General features: G+C 69.9%; 29 protein-coding genes. 13 read left to right on the top strand and 16 right to left on the bottom strand.

Annotated elements, in window-relative coordinates; translation table 11 throughout:
- Nucleotides 1-4 precede the first annotated feature (4 nt).
- Nucleotides 5-454 carry a nitroreductase/quinone reductase family protein gene (locus FB471_RS20280; RefSeq protein ID WP_141999998.1) on the bottom strand — a complete coding sequence of 150 codons (450 nt, stop codon included), beginning with the start codon at nucleotides 452-454 and terminating at the stop codon, nucleotides 5-7.
- Between the two features lie 127 nt (nucleotides 455-581).
- Here FB471_RS20280 and FB471_RS20275 point away from each other — a divergent pair, with 127 nt between their 5' ends.
- Genes FB471_RS20275 through FB471_RS20265 form a run of 3 tightly spaced genes read left to right on the top strand, consistent with a single transcriptional unit; the run spans nucleotide 582 to nucleotide 2,245 of the window.
- Entirely contained in the window at nucleotides 582-1,274 is a 693-nt protein-coding gene (locus FB471_RS20275) for a TetR/AcrR family transcriptional regulator (RefSeq protein WP_141999997.1), read from the top strand.
- 52 nt (nucleotides 1,275-1,326) lie between these two features.
- Nucleotides 1,327-1,779 (top strand): MarR family winged helix-turn-helix transcriptional regulator, encoded by a 453-nt coding sequence (locus FB471_RS20270; protein ID WP_141999996.1) that lies wholly within the window; start codon nucleotides 1,327-1,329, stop codon nucleotides 1,777-1,779.
- Between the two features lie 34 nt (nucleotides 1,780-1,813).
- Complete coding sequence (locus FB471_RS20265) at nucleotides 1,814-2,245, top strand: OsmC family peroxiredoxin (protein ID WP_141999995.1); 432 nt, start codon at nucleotides 1,814-1,816, stop codon at nucleotides 2,243-2,245.
- 204 nt (nucleotides 2,246-2,449) lie between these two features.
- On the opposite strand, the gene FB471_RS20260 is transcribed toward FB471_RS20265, so the two are convergent.
- The 5 genes from FB471_RS20260 to FB471_RS20240 all read right to left on the bottom strand — a co-directional run bounded on the left by FB471_RS20260 (nucleotide 2,450) and on the right by FB471_RS20240 (nucleotide 9,136).
- A complete protein-coding gene (locus tag FB471_RS20260) occupies nucleotides 2,450-3,586 on the bottom strand; it encodes a peptidoglycan-binding protein (RefSeq protein ID WP_141999994.1) in 1,137 nt (378 codons plus the stop codon).
- Between the two features lie 31 nt (nucleotides 3,587-3,617).
- The gene (locus tag FB471_RS20255) at nucleotides 3,618-4,601 is read right to left on the bottom strand and encodes a C40 family peptidase (protein WP_246076496.1); all 984 of its coding nucleotides are present in this window, start codon (nucleotides 4,599-4,601) and stop codon (nucleotides 3,618-3,620) included.
- 100 nt (nucleotides 4,602-4,701) lie between these two features.
- The gene (locus FB471_RS20250; protein WP_141999992.1) at nucleotides 4,702-7,671 is read right to left on the bottom strand and encodes an AfsR/SARP family transcriptional regulator; all 2,970 of its coding nucleotides are present in this window, start codon (nucleotides 7,669-7,671) and stop codon (nucleotides 4,702-4,704) included.
- Nucleotides 7,672-7,743: 72 nt separating this feature from the next.
- A complete protein-coding gene (locus FB471_RS20245; protein ID WP_141999991.1) occupies nucleotides 7,744-8,184 on the bottom strand; it encodes a hypothetical protein in 441 nt (146 codons plus the stop codon).
- Nucleotides 8,185-8,302: 118 nt separating this feature from the next.
- Entirely contained in the window at nucleotides 8,303-9,136 is an 834-nt protein-coding gene (locus FB471_RS20240) for an aldo/keto reductase (RefSeq protein WP_141999990.1), read from the bottom strand.
- A 131-nt stretch (nucleotides 9,137-9,267) separates the two neighbouring features.
- On the opposite strand from FB471_RS20240, the gene FB471_RS20235 reads away from it, so the two are divergent.
- The gene (locus tag FB471_RS20235) at nucleotides 9,268-9,717 is read left to right on the top strand and encodes a MarR family winged helix-turn-helix transcriptional regulator (protein WP_141999989.1); all 450 of its coding nucleotides are present in this window, start codon (nucleotides 9,268-9,270) and stop codon (nucleotides 9,715-9,717) included.
- Here FB471_RS20235 and FB471_RS20230 read toward each other — a convergent pair.
- From FB471_RS20230 to FB471_RS20220, 3 genes are all read right to left on the bottom strand, one after another.
- Nucleotides 9,707-12,460, bottom strand: a complete 2,754-nt coding sequence (locus FB471_RS20230; protein ID WP_141999988.1) for an AfsR/SARP family transcriptional regulator — start codon at nucleotides 12,458-12,460, stop codon at nucleotides 9,707-9,709. The two genes, FB471_RS20235 and FB471_RS20230, sit on opposite strands and share 11 nt — an antisense overlap.
- Before the next feature lie 49 nt (nucleotides 12,461-12,509).
- Nucleotides 12,510-13,232 carry a VOC family protein gene (locus tag FB471_RS20225; protein ID WP_141999987.1) on the bottom strand — a complete coding sequence of 241 codons (723 nt, stop codon included), beginning with the start codon at nucleotides 13,230-13,232 and terminating at the stop codon, nucleotides 12,510-12,512.
- 201 nt (nucleotides 13,233-13,433) lie between these two features.
- On the bottom strand, nucleotides 13,434-14,060 hold the full coding sequence (locus tag FB471_RS20220) for a PadR family transcriptional regulator (protein WP_246076495.1): 627 nt from the start codon (nucleotides 14,058-14,060) through the stop codon (nucleotides 13,434-13,436).
- 123 nt (nucleotides 14,061-14,183) lie between these two features.
- On the opposite strand from FB471_RS20220, the gene FB471_RS20215 reads away from it, so the two are divergent.
- Together FB471_RS20215 and FB471_RS20210 are read left to right on the top strand one after the other, a co-directional pair.
- Nucleotides 14,184-15,191, top strand: a complete 1,008-nt coding sequence (locus FB471_RS20215; protein WP_170220875.1) for an alpha/beta hydrolase — start codon at nucleotides 14,184-14,186, stop codon at nucleotides 15,189-15,191.
- Nucleotides 15,192-15,428: 237 nt separating this feature from the next.
- Nucleotides 15,429-16,034 (top strand): hypothetical protein, encoded by a 606-nt coding sequence (locus tag FB471_RS20210; protein ID WP_141999985.1) that lies wholly within the window; start codon nucleotides 15,429-15,431, stop codon nucleotides 16,032-16,034.
- Between the two features lie 5 nt (nucleotides 16,035-16,039).
- On the opposite strand, the gene FB471_RS20205 is transcribed toward FB471_RS20210, so the two are convergent.
- The 3 genes from FB471_RS20205 to FB471_RS20195 form a co-directional block, all read right to left on the bottom strand.
- On the bottom strand, nucleotides 16,040-16,501 hold the full coding sequence (locus FB471_RS20205; protein ID WP_141999984.1) for an NUDIX domain-containing protein: 462 nt from the start codon (nucleotides 16,499-16,501) through the stop codon (nucleotides 16,040-16,042).
- 72 nt (nucleotides 16,502-16,573) lie between these two features.
- Nucleotides 16,574-17,215, bottom strand: coding sequence for a dTMP kinase (tmk, locus tag FB471_RS20200; protein WP_141999983.1), 642 nt, complete (start codon nucleotides 17,213-17,215; stop codon nucleotides 16,574-16,576).
- Complete coding sequence (locus tag FB471_RS20195) at nucleotides 17,212-17,418, bottom strand: hypothetical protein (protein ID WP_141999982.1); 207 nt, start codon at nucleotides 17,416-17,418, stop codon at nucleotides 17,212-17,214. The genes tmk and FB471_RS20195 overlap by 4 nt, the downstream gene beginning before the upstream one ends.
- Before the next feature lie 87 nt (nucleotides 17,419-17,505).
- On the opposite strand from FB471_RS20195, the gene FB471_RS20190 reads away from it, so the two are divergent.
- From FB471_RS20190 to FB471_RS20165, 6 genes are all read left to right on the top strand, one after another.
- Nucleotides 17,506-17,982 (top strand): hypothetical protein, encoded by a 477-nt coding sequence (locus tag FB471_RS20190; RefSeq protein ID WP_141999981.1) that lies wholly within the window; start codon nucleotides 17,506-17,508, stop codon nucleotides 17,980-17,982.
- A 93-nt stretch (nucleotides 17,983-18,075) separates the two neighbouring features.
- The gene (locus FB471_RS20185; protein WP_141999980.1) at nucleotides 18,076-19,068 is read left to right on the top strand and encodes a helix-turn-helix transcriptional regulator; all 993 of its coding nucleotides are present in this window, start codon (nucleotides 18,076-18,078) and stop codon (nucleotides 19,066-19,068) included.
- Nucleotides 19,069-19,103: 35 nt separating this feature from the next.
- Nucleotides 19,104-19,397 (top strand): hypothetical protein, encoded by a 294-nt coding sequence (locus tag FB471_RS20180; protein WP_211358078.1) that lies wholly within the window; start codon nucleotides 19,104-19,106, stop codon nucleotides 19,395-19,397.
- Between the two features lie 424 nt (nucleotides 19,398-19,821).
- Complete coding sequence (locus FB471_RS20175) at nucleotides 19,822-20,106, top strand: hypothetical protein (RefSeq protein ID WP_141999978.1); 285 nt, start codon at nucleotides 19,822-19,824, stop codon at nucleotides 20,104-20,106.
- Nucleotides 20,107-20,215: 109 nt separating this feature from the next.
- The gene (locus tag FB471_RS20170; protein WP_141999977.1) at nucleotides 20,216-20,785 is read left to right on the top strand and encodes a hypothetical protein; all 570 of its coding nucleotides are present in this window, start codon (nucleotides 20,216-20,218) and stop codon (nucleotides 20,783-20,785) included.
- A 14-nt stretch (nucleotides 20,786-20,799) separates the two neighbouring features.
- Entirely contained in the window at nucleotides 20,800-21,408 is a 609-nt protein-coding gene (locus FB471_RS20165) for a DUF3558 domain-containing protein (RefSeq protein WP_141999976.1), read from the top strand.
- A gap of 57 nt (nucleotides 21,409-21,465) precedes the next feature.
- Here the strand turns inward: FB471_RS20165 and FB471_RS20160 are convergent, their stop codons facing one another.
- The 4 genes from FB471_RS20160 to FB471_RS20140 form a co-directional block, all read right to left on the bottom strand.
- A complete protein-coding gene (locus FB471_RS20160) occupies nucleotides 21,466-21,651 on the bottom strand; it encodes a hypothetical protein (protein WP_141999975.1) in 186 nt (61 codons plus the stop codon).
- On the bottom strand, nucleotides 21,648-21,827 hold the full coding sequence (locus FB471_RS20155) for a hypothetical protein (RefSeq protein ID WP_141999974.1): 180 nt from the start codon (nucleotides 21,825-21,827) through the stop codon (nucleotides 21,648-21,650). The genes FB471_RS20160 and FB471_RS20155 overlap by 4 nt, the downstream gene beginning before the upstream one ends.
- Nucleotides 21,828-22,254: 427 nt before the next feature.
- The gene (locus FB471_RS20150) at nucleotides 22,255-22,476 is read right to left on the bottom strand and encodes a hypothetical protein (RefSeq protein WP_141999973.1); all 222 of its coding nucleotides are present in this window, start codon (nucleotides 22,474-22,476) and stop codon (nucleotides 22,255-22,257) included.
- 365 nt (nucleotides 22,477-22,841) lie between these two features.
- Nucleotides 22,842-23,597, bottom strand: a complete 756-nt coding sequence (locus FB471_RS20140) for a TauD/TfdA family dioxygenase (protein ID WP_170220874.1) — start codon at nucleotides 23,595-23,597, stop codon at nucleotides 22,842-22,844.
- Between the two features lie 162 nt (nucleotides 23,598-23,759).
- Between FB471_RS20140 and FB471_RS20135 the strand changes: the two genes are divergently transcribed.
- Nucleotides 23,760-24,197 (top strand): NUDIX hydrolase, encoded by a 438-nt coding sequence (locus FB471_RS20135; RefSeq protein ID WP_141999970.1) that lies wholly within the window; start codon nucleotides 23,760-23,762, stop codon nucleotides 24,195-24,197.
- Nucleotides 24,198-24,200: the final 3 nt, after the last annotated feature.

Here is a 24,200-nt window from a genome sequence, read left to right as displayed (position 1 = left end):
ACCTTCACCTACCGCGGAGGTGGAAGGCGGGGTAGTCCGGGGCGATCTCGCGTAGGCGGTGCTCCGGTGCGTCCTGGTCGACCCCGTCGAAGAAGACGCCTACCTCGAACTTCCAGCGCCGCAGGTAGGCACGCAGCAGCGCGGGCTTGTCGGCATCGGCTACCGGGGTCGCGGCGAACGCCTCGACCCGGCTGCCGACTCGCAACTCGCCGCCCCCGGCCACCCGCAGGTTGCGCACCCACTGCGTCTCCCCGCGCGGCGCGACCAGATAGCGCTCGCCCCGGAAGGTCAGCACGTTCACCGGGACGGTGCGCCACTCGCCGCTCACCCGGCCACGCACGGCAAGCACCCGGCTCCCCCACAGGCTGACTCCGAGCCGGGTCAGGCCGGTCACGACGGTGTTCAGCACCCCGGCGGCGCGGCCGGGCTCGAGGTAACGGGCGGTGGTGTTCATGGCGCTCTCCCTTCACTCACGAGAGCAGTGCTCTCGAATAGGAGCAGTGAACACGAGAGCGATGCGTCCAGTCAAGAGCATTGCTCTCTAATTTGTGCAGTGATCTCGTAAATGGCAGACTGCCGGGGTGACGACCAGCCGCACAGCACGCGAACGAGCCCGCGCGGAGCTGACCAGGGAGATCAAGGACGAAGCGCGCAGGCAGCTCGCCCAGGTGGGCGCGGACGGGCTGTCCCTGCGCGCCGTCTCCCGCAAGCTGGGCATGGTGTCCTCGGCTCTCTACCGGTACTTCCCCAGCCGCGACCACCTGCTGACCGCCCTGATCATCGACGCCTACAACACGCTCGGCGCGGCCGTCGAGGAGGCGGCCGCCAGGGAGGTGGTGCCCATCGAGCAGTGGCGGATGTGCTGCCACGCCGCCCGCAAGTGGGCCAGGGCGCACCCGCACGAGTACGCGCTCATCTACGGCTCGCCGGTCCCCGGTTACCGCGCACCACAGGACACCGTCGAGCCCGCCGCGCGGGTCCCGCTCGCCCTGGTCGGGGTGGTCCGGCTGGCCTGGGGCACCACCGGGGTGCGACCGGCTTTCACCGGGCCATCCCTTTCCGCCACGTTGGACATCCAGACCACCCGGCTGGCCGCGCAGGTCGCTCCGGAACTGCCGAGCAGGGTGCTCACCCGCGTGCTGATCGCCTGGACCCAGCTCTTCGGCATGCTCAGCTTCGAACTGTTCGGGCAACTGGTCGGCAGCGTCGACCCGAGCAGTGAGTTCTTCGCGCACGCCGTGGAGCAGATGCTCGAGTTCGTCGGCTTGCAGTAGGCGTTCGCCGAAAAAGATTGCGCACGATGTAATCGCGCGCTATGGTTGTCGTATGCCCCCTGCCGATCGCGCCCTGCTACTGGAGGAGCAAGCCTGCTTCGCGCTCTACGCGGCGTCCCGGGCGGTCACCGACCTGTACCGGCCGCTGCTGGCGGAGCTGGACCTGACCTACCCCCAGTACCTGGTGCTGCTCGTGCTGTGGGAACGCGACGCCCGGCCGGTGAAAGAGGTCGGCGCCGCGCTACAGCTCGACTACGGCACGGTGTCCCCGCTGCTGAAACGGCTGGAGGCCCGTGGCCTGCTGACCCGCAGCAGGCAGGCGGGGGACGAGCGCAGTGTTGCCGTCCGGCTCACCCCGGCGGGCACCGCGCTGCGCGAACGGGCCGAGCGCATCCCGCGGGAGATCGGCTGCGCCATGGGCCTTGACGACGAGGGCCGCCGCGACCTCATTCGCAGGCTGCGGGACCTCACCGCCACGGTCCGCTCCACGAACACCGGATGCTGACCGCACCCGGAACCTACCCAGAAGGAGATACGTCATGCCCAGCCGCGATGCCACCACCCACTGGGAAGGCGACCTGCGCACCGGCAAGGGACAGGTCACCCTGGACTCGTCCAACGCGGGCCAGTTCCCGGTGTCCTTCCCGACCCGCTCGGGCGACCCGGACGGCCAGACCAGCCCCGAGGAGCTGATCGCTGCGGCGCACTCGTCCTGCCTCGCGATGAACCTGTCCGGGGTGTTCCTCAGGGAGGGCCTGACCGCGAGCTGGATCGACGTCAGCGCGGAGGTCACCCTCGGCCCGGACACCGAGGGCTACCAGATCAGCGGGGTCGCCCTGACCCTGCGGGCAGAGGTCGAAGGCCTCGACGCCGAGCGGTTCGCCGAGCTGGCCCGGACCGCCAAGGACGGCTGCCCGGTCAGCAAGGCGCTGTCCGGCACGACGATCACCATGGACGCCGCGCTGGCCTGAGCGACGGGCAAGAAAATGCGGGAATCGGGCAGCGAGGGGGAGTTCCTGCCCGATTCCCGCGCACACAGTGGTCTTATTCAAATGTCGGGTTATTCAGGTCCGTAGCGTGCGTCACCACTACTGTGACCTGCAACGACCTCCCGCACGCGCCTGGCGGCCCGCGGTCGCTGGGTCGTTCCGAATAACCCTCACAGTGGTCTGTGATCACGTACCCGACTGTAGTGCCTGCCAGGTGTTCGGGCCGACGATCCCGTCCACGCCGAGTCCACTGGCCGACTGGTAGTCCCGCACCCCGGCCGCGGTGTTCGGACCGAAGATGCCATCCATCGCGAGGCGCGCGCCGGTCGCCGCGTTGACCGCGCGCTGCACCCGGTACACCGCCTCGCCCGTGGCGCCCTCCCGCAGCAGCGGAGTGGAACCGGCCGACAGCAGCGCGGTCCAGGTGTGCGCGTCCACCGTTCCCTCGGCGGGCAGTCCCACCGCGGACTGGAACCCGCGCACCGCGCCCATGGTCGACTCGTCCAGGGTGCCGCTCGGGTCGCCCTCGCCGATGTCGTACCCGGCCGCGCGCAGCAGGCACTGCGCGGCCGTCACCCGGTCCCCGGTCGCGCCGGCCTCCAGCGCCGGGTAGCTGGTGAAGTCGAGCTGGGTGCCGACGCAGCCCTCCCGGCCGGCCACCAGGTCCGCCGCGGCCTGCCGCCCCTTGCGCACCGCGTCCGCGTTGTCCTCGATCGGGCTCGCCTTCACCCCGGGAAACGCGATGTAGTCGACCACCTTGCCGGAAACCCCGCCGGTACGCGGGTTCGGGTTGATACCGAGCGCGTCGGCCAGCGCGTAGGAGGCCTCACCGATCGCGTCCCGCGGGCCGCGATCACCCACCACGCCGTAGACCACCCTGCCCTCGTACACCACGGCCACCACGGTGCCACCGGTGATCCCGGAGTCGTAGTGGTCCCAGGTGGAGGTGGAGATGGGCACCACGACGTACGGCAGCTTCTCGGCGTTCAGGTACTTGCCGTCCGGCTGCTGCCACGCGGTCTGGTGCCAGTAGGTCGGGTCGGTCGAGCTGTTGCACTTCGCCGTCCGCTGCCCATCGCAGTCGATGGTCATGCCGGACCGCCAGTGCACCGCGTTTCCAGTGGCACAGACCGGCACCGTGCGCGACTGGCCGCTCCGCTCGGCATACCGGCCGTTGGACACCTGCTGGTCGCACTGCTGCACCACGGCGCTCAGCTCGGAACCGCTCGGCGGGTCCGCGGCGCTCGCAGCCGGAACGGTCGCCACCGCGGCGGCACCGGCCACCAGCACGCCGGTTGCCAGACTCGCCAGAATCTTGCGCATCGCACACTCCTTTCTCGACATAGGACGCCGCTCAGCGACCCGCCTGCAACGCCTTCCAGGTGTTCGGGCCGACGATCCCGTCCACGCCGAGTCCGCTGGCGGACTGGTAGTCGCGTACCGCGGCGGTGGTCCTCGGTCCGAACCGACCGTCCACCGTGAGCCCGGCCGACCGCGCGGCGTTGAGCGCGCGCTGCACGCGGAGCACGGCGCCGCCCGAGGAGCCGTCCTGGATCGTCGGCGTGGAACCGGCCGACAGCAGCGCGGTCCAGGTGTGCGCGTCCACCTCACCCTCGGCGGGCAGGCCGACCGAGGCGCGGAACTGCCTGGCCGCATCGGCCGTTGTCGGGTCGAAGGTGCCGCTGGGCCCGCCCTCTCCGGTGTTGAAGCCCGCCCTGATCAGCAGGCACTGCGCGGCCCGCACCAGCTCGCCGCTCGCGCCGGCCGCCAGCGCGGGATACCGGGTGTGGCTGAGCTGCGCCGTGGCGCAGGTGGTGGCGTCGCCCTCGATCACGTTGTCGTAGCGGATCGCGTTGAACCGGGAGGTGCGGCTCGCCGACCAGGTGCGCTCCGAGGCCACCGTGCCGGTGCGGTACTCCTCCCAGACCACCGCCCTGGTCTCGGCCGAATCGGCCCACCGCACGAACAACGCCATGTGCTGGGTGCTGCTGCCGTGCAACCACAACGCGTCGCCGGGCAGCAGGTCCCGCCTGTCGATCCGGTGGGCGACCTCCATGATGTCGCCGGTCCAGCGGACCCGGTGCAGCCCCCAGGCCATCGACACGTAGCCGGAGCAGTCCTGCCGGTACCGGCCGAACTGGTTGGTGTGCCAGCTGCTCTGGCTGTAGGGAACCCGTTCGTCGATCCAGCTCTTGCCACGTACCAGGATGTCGTCCCTGGTCAGTTCCAGATCCGAGCTCGGGTGGTCGGCGGCCTGCGCGACCACCGGATTACCCGCGAACAGCAGGCAGGCGAGAACCGCCAGGACACTCGCGGTTCGCACTCGGCTCGCACTCATGGGAAATATCAGTACCGCAAGAAATCGACCATGTCGCCCATGGACAAGGAAATCAATTACCACCAACGCACCCGAGGGCGCATTTTGGCGAAAGTTTGGGTCAGCTCGCGCTGGACCAGTTCCGGGTCTGGGCGAGGGCACGCGCGGCATCCTGGCTGAACCAGCGCATCGAGAGCTCGTCGAAGATCGTCAGCGCGGCGCGCAGCGAGCGCTCGGCCTGCACCCAGCGCCCGGTCCGCACGCACAGCCCACCCAGGCTGCGCAGCGTGTATGCCTGCCCCCGCCGATCGCCGAGCGCGTCGAAGATCGTGCGGCAGCGCTCGAGCGCCTCACCGGCCTGCTCGTACTCGCGCACCTGGGCCTGCAGGTCGGCCAGGCTGCGCAACGAGTAGGCCGCGGCATGCCGGTGGCCGTGCTCGGTGAACAGCTCGAGCGAGCGCGCGAGGCTGCCGCGGGCCGGACCGGTGTCGCCGAAGTAGCGCTGCACCTCGCCGAGGCTGCGCAGGACGTGCGCCTCCCAGTGCGCGTCCCCGGTCTCCCGCGCCCCGGCCAGCGCCTCGGCCAGCAGCTCCGCGGCCTGATCGAGGCGCCCGGCCCGGCGCAGCACGTCTGCCAAACGTTTGCGTATCGCCACGATCCCGCGCAGGTCGCCCGCCTCCCGCGCCAGTTGCAGTGCTTCGACGAAGCACCGCTGCGCCTCCGCGAAGTCGCCCGCATCGGAGTGCAGCCCGCCGAGCTGGTCCAGCGCGGCGGCATGCACTCGCTGGTCATCCGCCTGCTTGGCGGCCTCCAGCGCGGTGCTGAGCCGGTCCCTCGCCTGCCCCACCCTGCCCGTCTCGGCGAGCACGTCGGCCTCGACGACCAGGGTGCGCGCCAGCTCGGCGCCGTCGTCAAGGCCGCGGAAGCGTTGCGCCGCCGCGCCGAGATAGCGCACCGCGCTGGCCACCTTGACCTGCTGCCATTGCAGCTCGCCCAGCCTGCGCAGGCTGATCGCCTCGGCCCGCAGGTCGCCGGAGCGCCGGGCGGCACGCAGCGCGAGCACGGTCACGTTGCGCGCCGAGGCCGACCCCGGCCGTACCTTGGCGACCTCGGCGAAGGAGTCCGCGAGCCGCCATCCCCGTTCCCACCAGCCGCGCTCCACCGCGGCGCGGGTCACCGCGAACACGTTGTCCGCCTCGGCGGCGCACCAGCTCGCCGGATTGTGCCGCTCGCCGCCGCACCGGCCGGCGGCGAGATACCCGTCCAGCATCCGGTCCAGCGCGGCGTCCAGCACACCGGCCGGTTCCTCCCCGCGCGCCTTCTCCGCCGCGAACTCGGCGATCAGGTCGTGCGGCTGGTAGCGCAGTTGCCCGAGCTCGTCCCGGCCACGGACCTGCAGCAGCTGGGCCTCGACCAGCGCCTCGGCCACATCGGCGCCGGTCTCCTCCGGCGTGTCCAGCAGGCAGGCGAGCGCGGAGCGGGATACGGCCGGCAACCGGATCGCGCCGAGCAGGCGCAGCGCCCTGCGGGTGCCCTCGGTGCACTCGGCGTAACTCACCTCGATGGTGGCCCGCACATCGAGATCACCCGCCCGCAGCTCGGCCAGCCTGCCGCGCCCGGCACCGATCCGCAGCGCGAGCTCCTCCACCGTCTCGTGCGGGCGTGCGGCCAGCTTGGCCCCGACGATGCGCACCGCGAGCGGGAGCCCGGCGCACAGCTCGACCAGCTTGCGGGCCGATCCCGGCTCCGCGGCGATCCGCTGCTCGCCGACGATCCCGGACAGCAGCTCCCAGGACTCGTCCTGGTCGAAGGCCTCCACCGCGATGGTCTTCGCCCCGGCCAGCCCCAGCATCCGGCGGCGGGAGGTCACCAGCACACCGCAGTCGGCGCCGGCCGGGAGCAACGCCCGCACCTGCGCCTCGTCGCGGGCGTCGTCCAGCAGCGCCAGCACCTTGGCGTCCGCGGTACGGCTGCGCCAGAGCTGCTGCCGCTCGACGAAGCCGTGCGGGATGGCGTCCTCGGCGACCCCGATGGACAGCAGGAACCGGCGCAGCACCTCGCTGGGCCGGCCCGGCTCGCTGGTGAGGTCGGCGACCACCTGCCCGCCGGGGAACTCGCGGCGCAGCAGGTGCGCCGCGCGCACCGCGAGGGTGCTCTTGCCCACCCCGCCGGGCCCGCTGAGCACCACCAGCCGGGGACCGCGACCGGTCAGCGCCGAGCGGATCTGCTCGAGCAACTCCCCCCGGCCGGTGAAGTCGGGCAACTGCGCGGGCACCTCGGCGGGGCAGGTGGTCGGCCGGGTGATCGCGGGCGCCTGCGGCTCGGGCTGGAGCTGCTCGCGCGCAAGGTAGAGCCGGGTACCGGGAACAAGTCCGACCCGCTCCAGCGCGGCCCGCGTGCTGTCGAACACGTCCCGCGCCGCCGCGCCCCTTCCGGCGGCGACCAGCGCCTCGATCAGCAGCGCGGCGAAGTTCTCCTGGGTCGGGTCCTGGCTCAGCTGCTCGGTCAGCCCGCCGATCGCCTCGCTGAGCCGGCCGAGCGCGATGTCGACCTCGAACCGCTGCTCCAGCGCGGCCAGCTTCTGCTGCTCCAGTACCCCCGCGTAGGCGGACAGCACCGGCCCGCGGCCGGTGTCCTGCAGCGCCGGTCCCCGCCACAGCCGCAGGCCGTCCCGCAGGTGGCGGCCTGCCTCGACCAGGTCACCCTGGGCGGCGGCCCGCTGGCCGGCCTCGACCAGCCTGCTGAACTCGGCCGCGTCCAGCTCGCCCTCGTCCAGGATCAGCGTGTAGCTGCCCTGCCGGGTACGGATGACCTGCCGGGGCGAGCGCGCGGGCAGGTCCGGGCAGAGCACCTTGCGCAGGGTGGACACCCGGCCCTGCAGCACCGCGTCGCTCGAGCCGGGTGCCGAACCCGGCCACAACTCCCCGGCCAGCGCCTCGGTGCTCACCGGCTGGTTGGGCTGGCTGAGCAGGACAGCAAGAACGGTCCGGACCTGCCTAGGTCCGATCGGGGCCCCAGAGACGAGTGTGGAACCGAGGATGCCGTACCGCACGTACACCACCGTGATCTCACGTTTCGCTGCGTGCAGCAAGCATCGAGGGTGTACGGCGGGAAAGCAAGTGATCGCGGCCGGTCGTTGTCCAGCCGGACACCTCGTGGACGGCTACTCGCCAGGAGCGGGCCGCCGCGGGGTCCGCAGCGCGTCGGCGACGGACCCGCCCGCCTCGTCGGCATGCTGGCCGCCGCGCTCCGCCGGGGTATGGATCTCCCGGTCCTCGCTGCCCGGCTCCGGCGGGGCGACCGACTCGGCGTCCGTGGTCTCCTGCTCGAGGGTCTCGTCCAGCCCGGTCGCCGGGGTGTCCGGCTGCTCCTGGGCCAGCCGCTGCTCGAGGTCCTCGCCCTGGTGCTCCTCGAACGGGGTCGTGCCGTACCGGTCGACCGCGGCCGTTCGCTCCGGCGGTTCCACCCCTTCTTCCAGCGGATCCACCCGCAGCCGATCCTCGTCGAGGTCCTCACTGCTGCTCAGCGCGGCCGGATCGGTCTCGGCCTGGTCCGGCGGGCCGGTGTCCTGCGGCGGGGTACCGGCGTCCTTGCCCTCGGTCATGTCCGCACCCCCTTTCTGCGTCTGCAGTCCAGGTGGTACCCGATCACCGCCCGACTCAATCCCACCCCGGCCCGCGCCGACCGCGGCCGAGATCCAGCGGCATGCCTCCTTCTCCCGCTCAGACCACGTTGAAGGCTTCCGGATCCGGCCCGGTGCGCACACCACGGTCCAGCGTGGACAGCGCATCCAGGTCCGCCTGGTCGAGGTCGAAGTCGAAAACCTCGATGTTGGCCCGGATGCGTTCCGGGGTGACCGACTTGGGGATGACGATGTTGCCGAGCCGCAGGTGCCAGCGCAGCACGATCTGGGCGGGTGTGCGCTCGTGCTTGCTCGCCAGGTCGGTCACCGCCTGCTCGTTCAGCAGGTCGCCACCCTTGGCCAGCGGGCTCCACGCCTCGGTGTGGATGCCGTGCTCGGCGTGGTAGGCGCGCAGGGCGGCCTGCTGAAGGTAGGGGTGCAACTCGATCTGGTTGACCGCGGGCACCACATCGCTGTTCTCCGCGAGCCTGCGCAGGTGCTGCGGGTGGAAGTTGGACACCCCGATCGCCCGGATCCGCCCGTCGGCATGCAGCTTCTCCATCGCCTGCCAGGACTCGACGTAGCGGTCCCGCTCCGGGACCGGCCAGTGGATCAGGTACAGGTCCAGGTAGTCCAGCCCGAGCAGCTCGAGGCTGTTGTCGAAGGCACGCAGGGTGGCGTCGTAGCCCTGGTCGCTGTTCCACAGCTTGGTGGTGACGAACAGCTCGTCCCTGGGCAGCCCGGACTCGGCGAGGGCCCGGCCGACGGCGCCCTCGTTCTTGTAGGCGGTCGCCGTGTCGATGCTGCGGTAGCCGGCTTCGAGCGCGGCCGTGACCGCGGCTTTCGTCTCGGCCTCCGGCACCTGGAACACGCCGAAGCCGAGTTGCGGCATGGTCACGCCGTTGTTCAGCGTGACGGTGGGTACGCCAGCCATGACCCAATCCTTTCCTGTTGACGACTACCGGCGGCAACAATATTTGCGTACGCTGGTTATTGCAAATCAAAACTACAGTGGCGTGCAATGATGGTGGACACACCCGCCCGAGCCGGAGGATATGGTGCACCGTGTCAGTGCCCGATGACGCCGTCGAAGCCCGCGCCCAGGGCTGGCGCACCCTGGCCGCGCTGCACGCGCGGATCGAGGACAAGCTGGAGCGAGCCCTGCAACGGGAGCACGAGTTGTCCGTCAGCGAGTACTCACTGCTGGACGTGCTGTCCCGGCAGGACGGCTTCCACCTGCGGATGAACCAGCTCGCCAACGCGGTGGTACTGAGCCAGTCGGCGACCACCCGGCTGGTCGGCAGGCTGGAGGACCGCGGGCTGCTACAGCGCTACCTGTGCCCGACCGACCGGCGCGGTATCTACACCGAGTTCACCCCTGCCGGAAGGGAGTTGTTCGGCGCCGCCCGCCCCACCCACGACGCGGCACTGTCCGCGGCACTGGACGAGGCCGCCGAACTCCCCGAACTGGCTCCCCTGGTCAGCGCCCTCGCCACCCTCGAGTTCACCCCCTGACAGCCAGCCGGGCCCGGATCTCCAGTTCGAGGTCCACCGTGGTCTGCTCGGTGACCATGGCAAGCGCCCGGTAGTGGAGCCGAGTCCCGGTGTCCTGGTTTCCCATTTCCTGCTCGGCACTACCCAGCCGGGTCAGGCTGAACGCGTGGAGTTGGACGTCCCCGAGCCGCTCGGCCAGTTCCACGGCCTGCCGCAACGCGATCGCGGCCTCGGCCGGCCGCCCGAGTTCGAGCTGGACGCTGCCGGTGGCGCACATCGTGTTTCCCAGGATCTTCACGCTGCCGGTCTTCTCGCCCAGCACGCCGGAACGCGCGAAGCAGTCCAGCGCCTCCTCGTGCCGCCCGTACACATGGTGGATGAAACCGATCCCGGAGATCGCTGTTCCGGCCAGCCAGTGGTCCGCCAACTCCTCGGCCATGGCCACCGCCTCGGTCAGCCGCTCGAGCGCCTGGGCATACCGCCCGAGCGCCGTGGCCACCATGCCCAGCCCGCCGAGGGCACGGGCCTCCTCCCGCCGGTCGCCGCTACACCGCCCGATCCGCAAGGCCTCGGCGAACCAGTCCCCCGCCTGCTCGTACCGGCCCTGAGTGCCGGCGACAAGACCGAAGCACAGCCGCAGCGAGGAGGCCAACCGCCGGTCACCGGCCTGGTCGGCCAGCGGCAGCGCGATCTCCAGCGCGCCGCGGCACTCGTGGTACCGGCCCTGCCGGGTGAGGTAGTCGACCAGTGCCTCGGCGAGCCGGCAAGCATGGTCGGCATGCCCGTCGGCCGCCGCCTGCCCGACCACGTCGACGAGTTCGCCTCCGGCGGCGTCCAGCCAGGCGGCGGCCTCCGCCCAGCCGGTGAACGGTGTGGGGCCGGTCGGGTAGCCGGCGAAGCCCCAGTCGCTCGCGCACCGGGCCGCGGCGATACAGAGCTCGAACACCCTGATCCGGGCCGCGACCAGGGTCTCCCCGTGCTCCTGCGGAACGGCGTGCCGGGCGTACACCGCGACCAGGTCGTGCAACCGGTACCGGCCGGCCGCGGGCTGTTCCAGCAGGCTCGCGTCGACAAGGCCTTCCAGCAGCCGTTCGGCTTCCTCGGCCGAACAGTCCAGCATCGCGGCCAGCCCCAGTCGATCGTGCCGCACCGTCGGGCACTGCCCGAGCGCGCGGAACGCGCGCCGGGCGGCCACGGGAAGCTGCGCGTAGGACAGCCGCAACGCCGCCGCGACGCTGCGGTCCCCCGCGGCCAGTTCGCCGAGCCTGCGCTCGTCGTCGGCCAGCCGCTCCACCAGCCACTGAAACGTCCACATAGGACGATCTTGCAGCCGGGCTCCGGCGAGCCACAGCGCCAGCGGCAGCCGCCCGCACAGCCGGGCCAGCTCGCGCACGGCGCCCGGCTCCCGGGCGGCGCGGGATCCGCCGGCGATACGACCGAGGAGTTCGCCCGCCGTGTCGAGGTCGAGGGGTTCCAGGGAGATCCTGCGCTGCACCTCCAGCCCGGTGAGCCGCTGCCTGCTGGTCACCAGCACCCGGCTGCCCGGCCCGGTCGGCAGCAGCGGGCGTACCTGCCCGGCCCCGGCGGCATCGTCGAGCACCAGCAGCAGGCGTAGCGAGGCACTCGCGGATCGCCAGCACGCGGTCAGTTCATCGGGGTCGTCCGGGTGAGCACTGTCGTCCACGCCGACCGACCGCAGCAGCCGCCGCAGCGCGCGTTGCGTGGTCAGCGGCGTGCGACCCTCGGTGTGCCCGTGCAGGTCCACGAACAGGCAACCATCCGGGTGATCCGCCCGCAGCCGGTGTGCCGCGCGGACCACCAGCGCGGTCTTACCCGCACCGGCCACCCCGTGCACGGCGTCGACCGACACCACCGCGGCGTCCGCGGGCGTCCCGAGCGACGCGAGTTCCGGCCCGCGCCCGGCCAGCTCCCCGGTGTCGGCGGGCAGCTCGTTCCGTGGCCGAGCGGGCCGAGCCCGGCCGACCGCGGTCACGCCGAGCAGCTCGTCCTCCCCGCGCAGCACCGCCTGCTGCACCCGACGCAGCGGGCCGCCCGGTTCCACCCCGAGATCGTCCACCAGGCGGCGGCGCAGCCGGGTGAACACGGCCAGTGCGTCGCCGGCACGACCGCTGCCGTACAGGGCGCGCATCAGCAGCGCACCGAGCGGCTCGTTATGCGGGTGCGCAGGCAGCAACGCGGACAGTTCGGCGACCGCGTCGGCGTACCGGCCCAGCCGCAGTTGCCGCTCCAGCTTTTCCTGCAGCAGGGCGGTCCGGCGTTCGGTCAGCCGCAGCCGTTCCCCCGCCGCGAAGGGTCCGGGCAGCCCGGCCAGCGGCTCGCCCCGGAACAACTCGAGCGCCCCCGCGTACGCGTGGACGGCCCCGGCCAGATCGCCCGCCCGGTCGGCCGCGTTCGCCTCGGCGAGGATTTCCGCCAGGCGCACCGAGTCCAGCCGGACACCCGCGCTGGCGAAGCGGTAGCCACCGCGACCCGTGCCGATCACCGAGTCCGCAGGGCCCGCCCCGTCCGCGCGCAGGCACTTGCGCAGCCGGTGCACGTAGACCGGAACCACCTTGCCGCCCGTGCCCGGTGGTTCCGTGCCCCACACGCTTTCGAGCAGTTCCTGCTGGCTGACCGGCACATCCGGGCGGAGCACCAGGGCCGCCAGCAGCGCCTGCTGGCGGATCGGCCCCAGATCGAGCGGCTGCCCGCCGCGCCAGGCCCGAAGCGGGCCGAGCACGGCGAGCCGCAGCTGTGCGCTCATCGTGCCCCCGCTTCTCCGGCGCCCGTCCCCACCCCGGATGGTTACATATTCACCGCCGGGGCTCCGCGCAAAGGCCGAGTTCGGCACCCTGCGGATCGACGATCACGCACGAGCCACCGCCGGTCGGCGCGGCGCCACGGTCGTCGTGCACGGCGGCGCCGAGCTCGGCGGCCAGTGCGCAGGCGGCGTCCAGGTCCGCCACGAGCACGTAGGGCAGCCAGTACTGCGCGGGGCCGTCGGCCTGGACGACCTCGGCCACCGGCGCGCCGCCGGGGAGCCGGAAGGTGTGGGTGACCTCGCCGGTACCACCATGGACCTGCCAGGGCAGCACCGCCTGGTAGAAGGCGGCCGCCGCGCTGGGGTCGGTGGCATGCAGCCGGTGCCGGGCGAAGGTCCCCGGTGTCCCTGCCGGCACTCCGGCGGCCGGTTCGGCGATGAGGAAGAACCCCCGCGCCGGATCCAGGATCGGCGCCAGCCAACCCTGGCCGGGGACACGCACCGGCCGGCCGCCTGGCGTGGTCACGGTCGCGCCATGGGCCGTGGCGGTGCCGACCGCGGCGGGCACATCGGTCACCGCCACGCAGCTGCTCCAGTGCGGCGGGACTCCGTCCTTGACCTGGCTCACCCCGCCGAGCGGGGTGTGATCGGCGCGCAGTTGCCTGCCGGTCGGCGTGGCGATGGCGGTCCAGCCGAACAGGTCGCCGTAGAACGCCGCGCCTGCCGCCACATCCGAGACGCGCAGTTCGTGCGCGACGAAATAACCTTCGGGCATTTCCTTTCGCTCCTTTATGTTTGTGTTTCGAACGGGATGAGCGCCACGGCGGGGTGTTTCCCGGCGCGGGCGCGCTTCCGTTCCACGGAGCGCGATCGGATACCCTGAATATGCCGCATCTCGAGTACCGGTTCGCGCCAGTGGATCGGTTCGGGGTGCTTCCGCCATCGGCGTGGTGTTGCCGCATCACGCCGATGGCTTTCAGGTCAGGTCATCAAGCGCCTCCTCGATCGGCATCAGCCGCCTGAGATCGGCAGGCCAGGCCAGTTCGCCGGAATCCAGCTCGGCCAGCCGCGCCCGTACCCAGTCCCGCTCGGCACCCAAGCGGGTCAGCTCGTACTCGGCTTCGAGCAGCAGCACCCGCGGCAGCTCCGCCGGCACGGATCGCAACTGGTCTTCGGTCTGCCGCACCGCGCGGGCCAGTGCCTCGGCACGCTCGGCCAGTGCCTGCCCGGCCCGGTCCACCGGCAGGCAGCCGATCAGCGAGAGCCCGGCGACCAACAGCGTCGCGTCCCGATCCGGGGTCGCCAGCAGCCGGTACACCCGATCCGTGAGCGCCGACCGCCCCTGCTCGGTGAGCCGGTAGATGGTGCGCTCCGGGCGGCTCCCCGCGCGGCTGTGCTCGACCACGCCGATCAGGCCGTCCCGCTCCAGCCGCTCCACCGCGTGGTACAGCCGCCGCGGCAGGCCGGTGACGAAATCCTTGTGCGTGTCGACGATCAGCCGGTGCATCTCGTAGGTGTGCCGGGGCCCCTGGAGCAGCAGCGCGAGCACGGTCACCGCCGCCAGATCGCGATCCACCCTGCGCAGCCGAGCCATCGCACCCATCCCTTCGTCCGTACTGCATTATAGCAACTTGCTATAAGGTTGGCGGCCGTTTCATCGGAATTTCAACGGACTCGCCTAGCGTCCTCTGGGCAGACCCGCGGATCAGCACGGAGGAGATGGCACGTGGCTTTCCGGTCGTACGAACACCCTGCCGCCCCACGGCGAGCGCGCTGGCGCCGCGCCCTGTCAGTGGTCGTCGCGCTCGTGGCGACCCTGATCGTCGCGCCGGCACCGGTGGGCGCCGCCGCACAACCGACCTTCACCTCCGGGCACGGCATCGAGGTACGCAACGTGCTACGCAGCACGCCACGGTCGTATGTGGTGAACATCCACACCGGCGCGGTGGACACCCGCGCCATCGCCTGGGACTACCACGACGTGATCGTCACCCTGCCCGAGGGCTACAACCCGGCCCTGAGCTATCCGGTGCTGTACCTGTTCCACGGCCGCGGCCAGGGGCCGGGCGCCTGGCACAACGAGGCCGACGTGGAGGGGATCACCCGGGGATTCCCGTTCATCACGGTGACCGCCGAGGCGGGCAAGGCGGGCTGGGCGACCAACTGGGTCAACCAATCCGCGGGCGTCCAGCAATGGGACACCTTCCACCTCGACCAGCTCGTACCGTGGATCGACCAGAACCTGAACACCATCCGCGAGCGGGAGGGCCGCGCGATCGCCGGGTTCTCCATGGGCGCGTTCGCCGCGATCCGGCACGCCACCCACCGGCCCGGGCTGTTCCGGTTCGCCGCGGGTTTCTCCGGGGGCTACAACCTGGAGGACGTGCGGATGCGCACCGCCGTCACCGGTTCGATGGAGATCGAGGGGTTCCCGCTGGACGGCCCCTTCGGCGCGCCCGGCGACGGCTCCTGGGCGTTCAACAACCCGCAGCACCGGGTCGGCGCGCTCAGCGGGGTGCACACGGTGCTCTACGGCGGCACGCAACACGGTGACCCGCTGGAGGCCCAGGCACACCGGCTGAGTTACGAGTTCCACCAGCACCTGCTGGCCAACGGGATCACCAACAGCTGGTTCGTCGAGTACGACTGCGCGCACAACATCCACTGCGCCGGCTGGCAAGGACTGCGCAGGGAGCTCCCGGTGATGCGCGACGTCCTCTGGGACCCCCGCTGATCTGGAATCCTTTCCTGCTCGTCCACAGTTCCGCCCAAGTCCATGTCGGCTGACGTCGCCCCGGTCCGTGCTACATAGGCTGGGGCGATCACAGTCGCAGCCCAGCTTAGGAACAGGCGAGTTGTCGAATCGAGTACGGCTGCCGCAACATACAGCGAGTTACCATAGTGAACCGTTTTCATCCTGGTCTGGATATGTTGGCAGGCAAGGCTCCTACCGCGTGGTGGTGACCGGCTAATGCCCGCACTCGAATACCACGGTCCGAAACCTGTCACCGGCACCGATGTCGCCACGATGGACCGGCTACCACTGGTCGAGCCGCAAGCCACCGACACCACCCTCTACGGTGACCAGATATCCACCCTGCGCCGAGTCGAGGCCATCTGGGGCGAAACCCTCTCGCCCGGCTACCTCACCGCGTGGGCGATGATCTCGCCGAAAACGCTCACGGCGAGCGTGCTCACGTTCTGCGTGTTCACCGCACACAGCGGGCTCGCCACATTCGATTTCGGAATCTACACCGGCCCCGACCTCACCACTCTCACCCAACGCGCAAGCACGTTCTCGCTGGACTGGATCGCCACCCCCGGCGTCAAGTCCTGGACTCTGCCCAACCCCATCACTCTCACCAAGGGGGAAGCGGTCGCCATGTGCGGAGTCACCACCGGCAGCGGCACCGCCCCACGACTCGCCTCGACCACCCCCGGAGGGTCCACCCTCATCAACGAAACCCCCTACAGCGTCTACCAGGGCGGACAAAGCTATCCCCTGCCCGAGACGCTGAACCTGCACCACACCCGATGGACCAGAGCCAACCAAAAGTTCTGGTTCGCGCTCCGGTGAACCGTTCAGGCCATCGCAGGCCGTCGGTGGTCAGCCCAACCGAGCACGCCGAAGGGGATGCCCTCGAGGTAGCCGCGGATACCGGCCAGCGGGTACGGGATCACCTCATCGGGCAGGCTGTCGAGCCGGAACCATTCGACGGCCGAGCACTTGTCGGGCTCGCGGTTGTCCGGCTCGCCAATCCACCGTTGTGCCTCGAAGAACACCCCCAGCCGCGGCACCGGCCCGGACCCGGCCACGTGCACCGTGTGCACATGGCGCAGCTCGGCGGGGGCGATGAGCACGCCGACCTCTTCCTCGGCTTCACGCACCGCGGCGGCGAGTAGCGACTCGCCAGCGTCGAGCTTGCCGGACGGAAGATGCCACATGCCGGAGCCGTAGGTGCCGCGCCGCTGGGTGAGCAACAACTCGTCGCCGCGGACGAGTAGCACGTGCACGTCGATGATGGTGTGTTGCCCGTCTGCCATGCGGCGAGATCCTCACGAGCCGGTGGAAACCTGCACGTCCGCGGCATACTGGTCGCCGCGGACGTGCAGAGGCTACGCCGTCACCACCTCCGGGCCGTGACCCTCCACCAGATCGGCGATTCGCGCCGTGAGGTAATCAGCGACCCCAGTCGGCGACCGGTCGCCGGTCTGCACAGCAAGGACCGGATAGCCACCGGCCGCGAGCCGCGTTGCGGTGTCCTCGTAAAGGTCGTTCTCCTGCCTGCTGGTGCACTCGCCAGTATGAAACCGGTTGTGCGCGCCGCGGGCAGCGACTCGCGCCGCGGTGACAGCCGGCGGAGCCTGCAAGATAACGGCAAGGTCCGGCCGGTCGGCGGCCGCGTTGATCGCCTCGACGAACGGCAGCGGCACGCCGTCCATCCGCTGCAAGACGTAGGAGGACGCGACATAGCGGTCGCACACGACGATATGCCCCGCCTCGAGATGCGGCCGCACGTCGGTCTCGAGGTGGTGGTATCGGTCGGCCGCGACCAGGCACGCGAGCGCGTACCCGTGGTAGCTGTCCGTGTGGTGCCGTGCGGTCTTGCCCAACACGCCGTGCGAGGGTTGGGTCGTGGTGTGCACGGGGTAGCCGCGCCGGCCGAGGTATTCGCGTAGGAGTCGGGCGGTGGTGGTCTTGCCGACCCCGGCCGGCCCGTCGAGGGTGACCAGGACACCGCCAGGCGATGCGCTCACGCGGCCGCCTTCCGTTCGTACTGCGCGCGCGAGACGGTGACCAGGTTGCGCCGCACGTACTCGATCGGCGCGTCGCTCAACTGGGCACCGGGCAGCGGGACCTCCACCAGTTGACCGGCCGGTTCGGACTCACCGAGGCCGAGGCCGAGGGGCTGCGTGCGCTGGCCGAGGAGGTGGCGCCGTGATCCGGCAGCGTGACGCACGTGCTCACCGGTCAGCCGAACGTGGACAACCGAGCGGGCGAGCAGCGATGACAACTCGGTTACAGCCCGTCACGTCCGTTAACGGCCGTGGCCACAGTGACCGAGGTTGGGAGTTTCCTGATGACCCGCGTGATCGTTGCCGTGTTCGCCGGCCTTCTGCTGCTGGCAGGGTGCAGCGGGGAGGAATCGGCGTCACCGCCGCCGGACTCCGACCCGTCCACCAACGTGGCCCAGCAGACGACCCCGCCACCGAGCGACACCACGCCGAGCGGCGAGCCGACCACCACCGAGGCCGAGCCGGCCGAGGACGCGCCGGAGTGTGACCCGCTGGCGATGCTGCGGGAGAAGTTGGACGGTCGGCCGTGGAACGGCGAATACGTCGACCAGGACAGCGCCCTGGCCCACACCACGGGCGGTGTGACTGTGCACGTCGGGTGCGGCGAAAGCCGTGGAAGTACGACCCGGAGCACTGGGACAGCGGCAAGCGGTAACGCGCGCCCTGCTGGCCACGGGCACCGGTTCCCGGTTGCCCGAGGTGGCGACCGTGTTCACCCGGTCAGGTAGTGGGTAACCTGACATTGCACCTCTTCGCGGAGGGAAGCCCCCGGTTTGGCCACCGGGGGGCACGCGAAGGGGTCCACTCCGCGAGAGGGCGCCATGGTCGAGAGTTTCGGTCAGGCACTCCGCCGACTCCGCGAGCAGGCCGAGTTGTCGCAGCCCGCGCTCGCCCGGCAAGTGCCGATCAGCCAGTCCAGCTTGTCCCGATACGAGTCGGACCGGCAAGCCATCGACGCGATGACGGCGGCACGCCTGGACAGCATCCTCGGCGCGGACGGTGAGCTACAGGCGTTGCGCCCCCGCCCGACCGCGAACGTGCTGAACGCCGACCAGTGCGACCGCATCGTCTACAGCGTGAAGCACCCCGAGCGCATCGACGCGAACGCTATCGACGCGCTCGCACAGTCCCTCGCGGCGCAGCGCCGCCTGGACGACGCGCTCGGGCCGGACCTGCTGATCCCTACAACGATGGCGCAGGTCGACACGGTGACCAGCCTCTACCGTGAAGCGCGCGGCCGGCACCGTGTCGAGCTGGCCCCGGTCGTGGCCGAGTTCGTCCAGTTCGCGGGTTGGCTGCATGCGGAAGCGCGCAGGGATGCCGACGCGGCACGGCTGTTGGACCAAGCCGAACTGCTCGCCGATGAGGCGGACGACGGCACCTTGGCCGCGCAGGTGGCGAACTTTCGCGGCTACCTCGCGCGGCAGCAGGCGCGCCCTCGGGCGGTGGCGCGCTGGTTTCTGGCGGCGCATCACACGCCGGGCGCGCACGCTGCGCAACGCGCGGGGGATGCCGCTCAGGCCGCGCAGGGCTACGCCGATCTCGGTGACTTGGACACGGCGCGGCGGCTGCTGGACGAGGCGACAGACCTACTCGAACCGGCTGCGCGGGAGACCCCGCCGGGAACGGCGTACTGGCTGACACCGACGTTCCAGCACCTCAATATCGGCTTGGCCCGACTGTCCCTTGGTGATCACGGTGAGGCAGCCGCCCACCTGGCGACCGGTCTGGACGGGCTGCCGGACGATCAGCAGGGCGCGGAGTGGGCCACTGAGTACCAGCACGCGCTATGTGCTGCCCGCGAGTCCCGCTAACCCTATGCGCATAGGCCGCGCATGGCGTAACCCCTGTGGACCTGCTAGCGGCCGGTCGACGCTACGTGCATGCGGGATATCAGCAGCGCGAGGCGGCCATGGTGAGGCGGAAGCACGCCCCGCCGGACGAATTCGCCAAGCTACGGGCGGGAGCGGACGAGATCGCGGGCTGGCACCGGCTGGCGCGGGAGGCTCGGACCTGCTGGCATTGCAAGGCGACCTACCCGACCGCTGAGCACGCCACCCGGTGCGAGGAGTTCCACGAGGCGCAGGACGATGCAGCCCGTGAGGCGCCGCGCGGCGGCCGGGCGAGCGGAGTGCGCCGATGATCCAGCGACAGGACCGGCCACTTCTGGTGCTGATGCTGCTCGCGTTGGCGGTGTCCCTGGTGCAGTCGATCGGCTTCACGGCCGGATGGTGGTGCGGCTGCTGAACCCTTGGCTGCTGCCGGTCCCCGTCCCCTCGGAACCGGCGGCACGGGTCCCGGCGTCCACCCACTCTCCGCGCCGGGGCCCACCTTGACCCCGGTCGGCGTGAAGCCCGCCGCGTCGGTCGGGCCACACCAACCCGAGAAAGGCTAGCGCTACAACCACCGGCCGCGAGCCCTCGCAGCGACTCCCCTTCCCGCGCAGCTGAGCGAGGCGCCCGAGGCTCGACCCCAACTCAGGAACGCGAGGGAAACGCTTGGCGAGAATATGGATCACGGTGGACGATCACCGGCACGCGCTGGCCGTAACGACCAGATCAGAACGGGTGAGGTTCGCCGCGTGTGGGCTGCTGCTACCGGCCCATAACGACGCCAACACCGTGGCTCCGCACTGCCCGAGTTGCCTGGTCAGGGCACAGGTCAAGCGGGGGCAGTGGCAGGTCACCGAACATGGTTCCCTGGAATGGTTGGTGCACTTCGTGCCCGCCGAGGCACCGCGCACCCATCGCGCGCATTGCGGCGCGCCCTGCAGGCCGGAACCGGTCGACTACCGGGCCCGCTGCCTCCTCTGCCCGGTCTGTGCTGCGCACGCGCTGGGTCAGTCGGTGTGAGCGAGGCCCAGGCGCCGTTTGCGGTGAAGTGCTGTGCGTGCATGAGCGGTCGCGCTAAGGTGCTGGGCTGGATGGCCACGGCACTGGCCGCACGCAGGAGGGGCACGGCATGGCGTCAGCGGGGGATGAATACCTGCGCAGCGTCCTCGGCGGGGAGGACGCGGGACAGGTCAATGTGACCGGTGGGGGCTCGACTCCCGGCGCGGCTCCGGAGGCTCGGCACGACATCGAAGACGAGATCGCCGAGGAGCGCGCAGATGCGCAGGAGCGGCTGGAGGAGCACCGCGAGGGCGGCGGTGGTAGCTGGCTCGACGGCATTAACCGGGTCGCGGCGTCCGTGGGTGGTGGCTACCTGTTCGACGAAGAGACCATCGCCGCCAAGATTCGCGAATTCGAAAATCTTCGCGATCAGATCACCGAGAAATATGACGAGTTACGGCAGGCGGCAGCAGCTTGCACTCCGCCGTCACCTGATGCACCCGCAGTAAACCAGGCCAAAGCAGCTCAGGAATCCATCAACAAAGCCGCTGAACACAACAAGGCGATGGCTGAGTACGCTCAATCTTACATCGACGCCTTACGTAAGGCGAATGGAACTTATGTGGAGAAGGAGGAGGACACCGCTGAGGTCTTCAAGGATCGTGGCGAGGACGGGTCGTCATCCGGGACGGGGGCGTAACTCCAGTGGTCTCTATGCGTAAGCGCTGGTTCGTCGTAGGCGCCACACTGCTGTCAGCCTCACTGGCAGGGTGCGACTCCCACGAGACAGGACAAGCGTTACCCACTTCCAGGCTAGACACCAGCAGTTCTCAGCCCAGCACGACCGGGCGGCAGTTCAGTGAAGCGCCACCAGTACCCGAGCCGTTGGACGCATCGAAGTACATCCAGGATCCATGTTCGAGCCTGACGGAGGCGCAACAGCAGAAATTTGAGGTCACGTCGAGCCGAGAAAACAACAACGAGACCGCTACGAACTGCCGCTGGAATATCAGGGACGGATCGACAAGCGCGGGCGTTTCGTATATGACGTCCGTCGAGAACGGCTTGAGCAACATCTATGCACTCAACGACACAGGTCACTGGGATAAGGGATATTTTGAGCCGACCGAAGTGGACGGATACCCGGCAGTATATGTTGAAATAGCCGACAATCGCGATCAGGGCGATTGCGGCATGGCTATTGGCATCAGGGATGACCTGTTTTTCGACGCCAACGTCAGGACACGCGCCGGAAATGACGCCTGTAAGGCTGCCGAGAATATCGCTTTCGCTGTTCTCCAGACGATCAAGGACGACGCGTAGCCGCATGTTGAGAGGTTCTGGCCTGCGCTTGCTCCGACGCGTGAGTGCTGGCTGTTTCTAGCGTTCGTCGCGGTTAGGGACGCGCCATACCGCGTAGACAGTGCCGGCCGCGAGGACGAGTGTGCTGGCGAGGGTGGCGGTTTCATCCAGCCCGAGCAGGTTGTCCGCGAGCGCGTCGGACACCGCGGTGATGACGGTGCCGACCGCGGCCACGATGGCCTTGAGCTTCGGTCCGATCTTCACGTGTCGCTCCCTTCGCTGACCGGCGCGGCGCCGATGTGGACTTCGCCGGTGATCTCGATGTGCTGCGCCACGGCGTCCCGGATGATCTGCTCGACCCGGTCCTCCGTCAGTCCGGGGTCGCGGGACAGTGCGGCCACCGCCCGGGTGAGGTCGGCGATGCCACCGCGCTCGGGCACTCGGCGTTGGCGACCACGAGCGATCTCTACACGAGCGTGCTGCCGGATGTCGCGCGGGCTGCGGCCGAGGCGACCGCGGCGGTGGTGCCCCGCCGGGCACCCACGAAAACGCTCGGGCAGCCATCGGGCACCCATGGCCCCGAAACGGTGCGATCGACTGGAGGAGGTGAGGATCCAGACAGAGAAAACCGCAGCTAGACGATGGTCTCTCTGCGGTGTGAAGTGGCGCGCCCGAAGGGATTCGAACCCCTAACCTTCTGATCCGTAGTTCTGCCCAGGTCAGGTTGATCAATGTCGGGCAGTGTCGCCCCGGTCCGGTCCGTACAGACCAGGCCGGGGCGATCTCCGCTCAATGACCAATTCTGTCGGCCGTTCACGGACCGTCCGGGCTCACTTCGGGCACACACGTGACGAGACGGTTGGCGCGTCAGGGCTCAGCTCTGGACCAGGTAAAGGGTGTCGAGTTCAGGGCGGGTACTTCGGCGCGATGCTTGGCTGTCAGGGCTTGCATGGCGTCGACCGTTGGGCCGCCGGTCCAGGCGACGCAGTAGCGGTTGGCGTCACGTTGGTAGCGCAGGAGCACGTGCACACCGGTCGCGGTGGTCAGCAGGGTGGCCAGGCGCCGGGCGCCTCGGGTGCGACTTGACACAACAGCTCACCTCGTCCTGCTTGGGGTCCAGAGGATCGGCGCGGGCGAACGCACCAATCGAGGTGCCGAGGGTTCGTTTGGTGCGGGTAGCGCCAGTAGCTCCCCGATGACGTGTCCGAGCGTGCCGGTGCGTTCCCAGACCACGCCGGGTGGTTCCCGCCCGTCCGAGCGGAGAGCCATCACGTCGGTGGGGCTGCGGACGCGGATCGCATCCGTCCATCCACCTGGCCAGGCACGGAACCCATGCAAGTCGGTCAGAGTGCCTCCGAGCGGCCGGGGCGGGAGGAATCGCCAACCTGCCTCGCGAAGGATGATCAGACCCACCAGTTCGGGAAACTCACGGACGGCGGCCTCATCGGTCGCCCTCATGCCGCTGTCTTCGGCAAAAGCTGGCGCGACGGACGGAACCCGGTCGGAATGGCGAGATGCGGTAGTGGGTCCCCGGTAATGCGGTAGAGCACGCGCTGCCCGAGGAAGGCGTGTCGGCCGTGCAGCCAGCGCCAGTTGTCCAGCACGTACCCCTCGCCCGTCGCCATACTGAACGTGTGAGCGTGCCGGTCGAGGACCACACGCAGTGTCGGCAGCCAGCGACTCACCTGGGGTGAGAACCAGGCCAACTCGTCCAGCCGCAGGCGAACCGACATCCGGCAGTTGCCGAGGTCGGTGAAGACCGAACCGAGGTGTCCGGCCGCGCCGCCGAACAGCGCCGAGCGCGGCGTGCGGAAGGCACGCAGGGCGTCCGGCGCGGACTCGGCAAGATCGTCATAGACGGCTTTGCCGTCGATCAGCACGCATTCACCACCGGCAATGCCGGGCTGGCGGCAGCTTGTCAGCAACAGCCTCGGCGGTTGGGGCACTCCGGAGCGGTCGGTGTGCGGACTCAGCGCTTCGGCGCTGAACCCGGCGAAGCCGTGCCGAACACGAGCGGCTCCCCGGTCGGTGATGGTTGTGATGCCGTCGGCGTCGCTGTCGCGATGCGGCACAACCGTGGTGAGAGAGCTGGCCAGGTCCAGGAGGGCCGCCGCGTCGGCCAGTCCGCAGATCAGCGCCAGGCCATGCTCGGCGAGCCGAGCCGGTATGTCGGAAACCGCACTGCGATAGCGCGCAAGTGGATCGTGCACCGTGTGCAACCTCCCCAAACTGGTCGAGTCGTTGCGACCAGCACAGCCGGATCAAGCGGCCACGTCCAGTGACAAGTTGTCAACGCTCGGTCGTTCTCTCGCGCGGGGCACGGTGCTACGTTGCCAGTGAGCGGCAAGCCAGTGACTTCGGAGGATGCCTCGATGAGCCAGCCCAACCACCGCCCGCGCGCGTTCCCGATCTCGATCAAGGGTGTGGTCGTGCGTGCCGGAAAGGTGCTGCTGCTCAAGAACGAGCGGGACGAGTGGGAACTACCCGGCGGGCGGATCGAACTAGATGAAACCCCCGAAGAGTGTGTGGCCCGCGAGATCACCGAGGAAACCCGATGGAAGGTGACCACGGGGCCAATCCTCGATACCTGGATGTACTACATCGACCAGGCCGAGAAACACGTGTTCATCGTGACCTACGGGTGCTACCCAGACGGCGACAGTGAGCCGGTGCTGTCCCACGAGCACAAAGAGATCGGCCTGTTCGCCGAGCACGACGTGCCGGGGCTGACCATGCCCGACGGTTACAAGCACTCCATCGTCACCTGGTTTGCGCGGCTGCGCGAAGACGCCCCGGAACTGGTCAGATAGCTC

Origin of the sequence: Amycolatopsis cihanbeyliensis (assembly GCF_006715045.1) — a bacterium.
Classification (GTDB): Bacteria; Actinomycetota; Actinomycetes; order Mycobacteriales; family Pseudonocardiaceae; genus Amycolatopsis; species Amycolatopsis cihanbeyliensis.
Note: the sequence above shows the minus strand (reverse complement) of the source record. Positions and strands in the feature narration are given on the sequence as shown.

Excerpts from the sequence above, each read along its gene's own strand:
- FB471_RS20280 (WP_141999998.1), bottom strand. The coding sequence starts at position 454 with ATGAACACCACCGCCCGTTACCTCGAGCCCGGCCGCGCCGCCGGGGTG.
- FB471_RS20270 (WP_141999996.1), top strand. The coding sequence starts at position 1,327 with ATGCCCCCTGCCGATCGCGCCCTGCTACTGGAGGAGCAAGCCTGCTTC.
- FB471_RS20265 (WP_141999995.1), top strand. The coding sequence starts at position 1,814 with ATGCCCAGCCGCGATGCCACCACCCACTGGGAAGGCGACCTGCGCACC.
- FB471_RS20260 (WP_141999994.1), bottom strand. The coding sequence starts at position 3,586 with ATGCGCAAGATTCTGGCGAGTCTGGCAACCGGCGTGCTGGTGGCCGGT.
- FB471_RS20255 (WP_246076496.1), bottom strand. The coding sequence starts at position 4,601 with ATGAGTGCGAGCCGAGTGCGAACCGCGAGTGTCCTGGCGGTTCTCGCC.
- FB471_RS20245 (WP_141999991.1), bottom strand. The coding sequence starts at position 8,184 with ATGACCGAGGGCAAGGACGCCGGTACCCCGCCGCAGGACACCGGCCCG.
- FB471_RS20240 (WP_141999990.1), bottom strand. The coding sequence starts at position 9,136 with ATGGCTGGCGTACCCACCGTCACGCTGAACAACGGCGTGACCATGCCG.
- FB471_RS20230 (WP_141999988.1), bottom strand. The coding sequence starts at position 12,460 with ATGAGCGCACAGCTGCGGCTCGCCGTGCTCGGCCCGCTTCGGGCCTGG.
- FB471_RS20225 (WP_141999987.1), bottom strand. The coding sequence starts at position 13,232 with ATGCCCGAAGGTTATTTCGTCGCGCACGAACTGCGCGTCTCGGATGTG.
- FB471_RS20220 (WP_246076495.1), bottom strand. The coding sequence starts at position 14,060 with ATGGGTGCGATGGCTCGGCTGCGCAGGGTGGATCGCGATCTGGCGGCG.
- FB471_RS20210 (WP_141999985.1), top strand. The coding sequence starts at position 15,429 with ATGCCCGCACTCGAATACCACGGTCCGAAACCTGTCACCGGCACCGAT.
- FB471_RS20205 (WP_141999984.1), bottom strand. The coding sequence starts at position 16,501 with ATGGCAGACGGGCAACACACCATCATCGACGTGCACGTGCTACTCGTC.
- FB471_RS20185 (WP_141999980.1), top strand. The coding sequence starts at position 18,076 with ATGGTCGAGAGTTTCGGTCAGGCACTCCGCCGACTCCGCGAGCAGGCC.
- FB471_RS20170 (WP_141999977.1), top strand. The coding sequence starts at position 20,216 with ATGGCGTCAGCGGGGGATGAATACCTGCGCAGCGTCCTCGGCGGGGAG.
- FB471_RS20165 (WP_141999976.1), top strand. The coding sequence starts at position 20,800 with ATGCGTAAGCGCTGGTTCGTCGTAGGCGCCACACTGCTGTCAGCCTCA.
- FB471_RS20135 (WP_141999970.1), top strand. The coding sequence starts at position 23,760 with ATGAGCCAGCCCAACCACCGCCCGCGCGCGTTCCCGATCTCGATCAAG.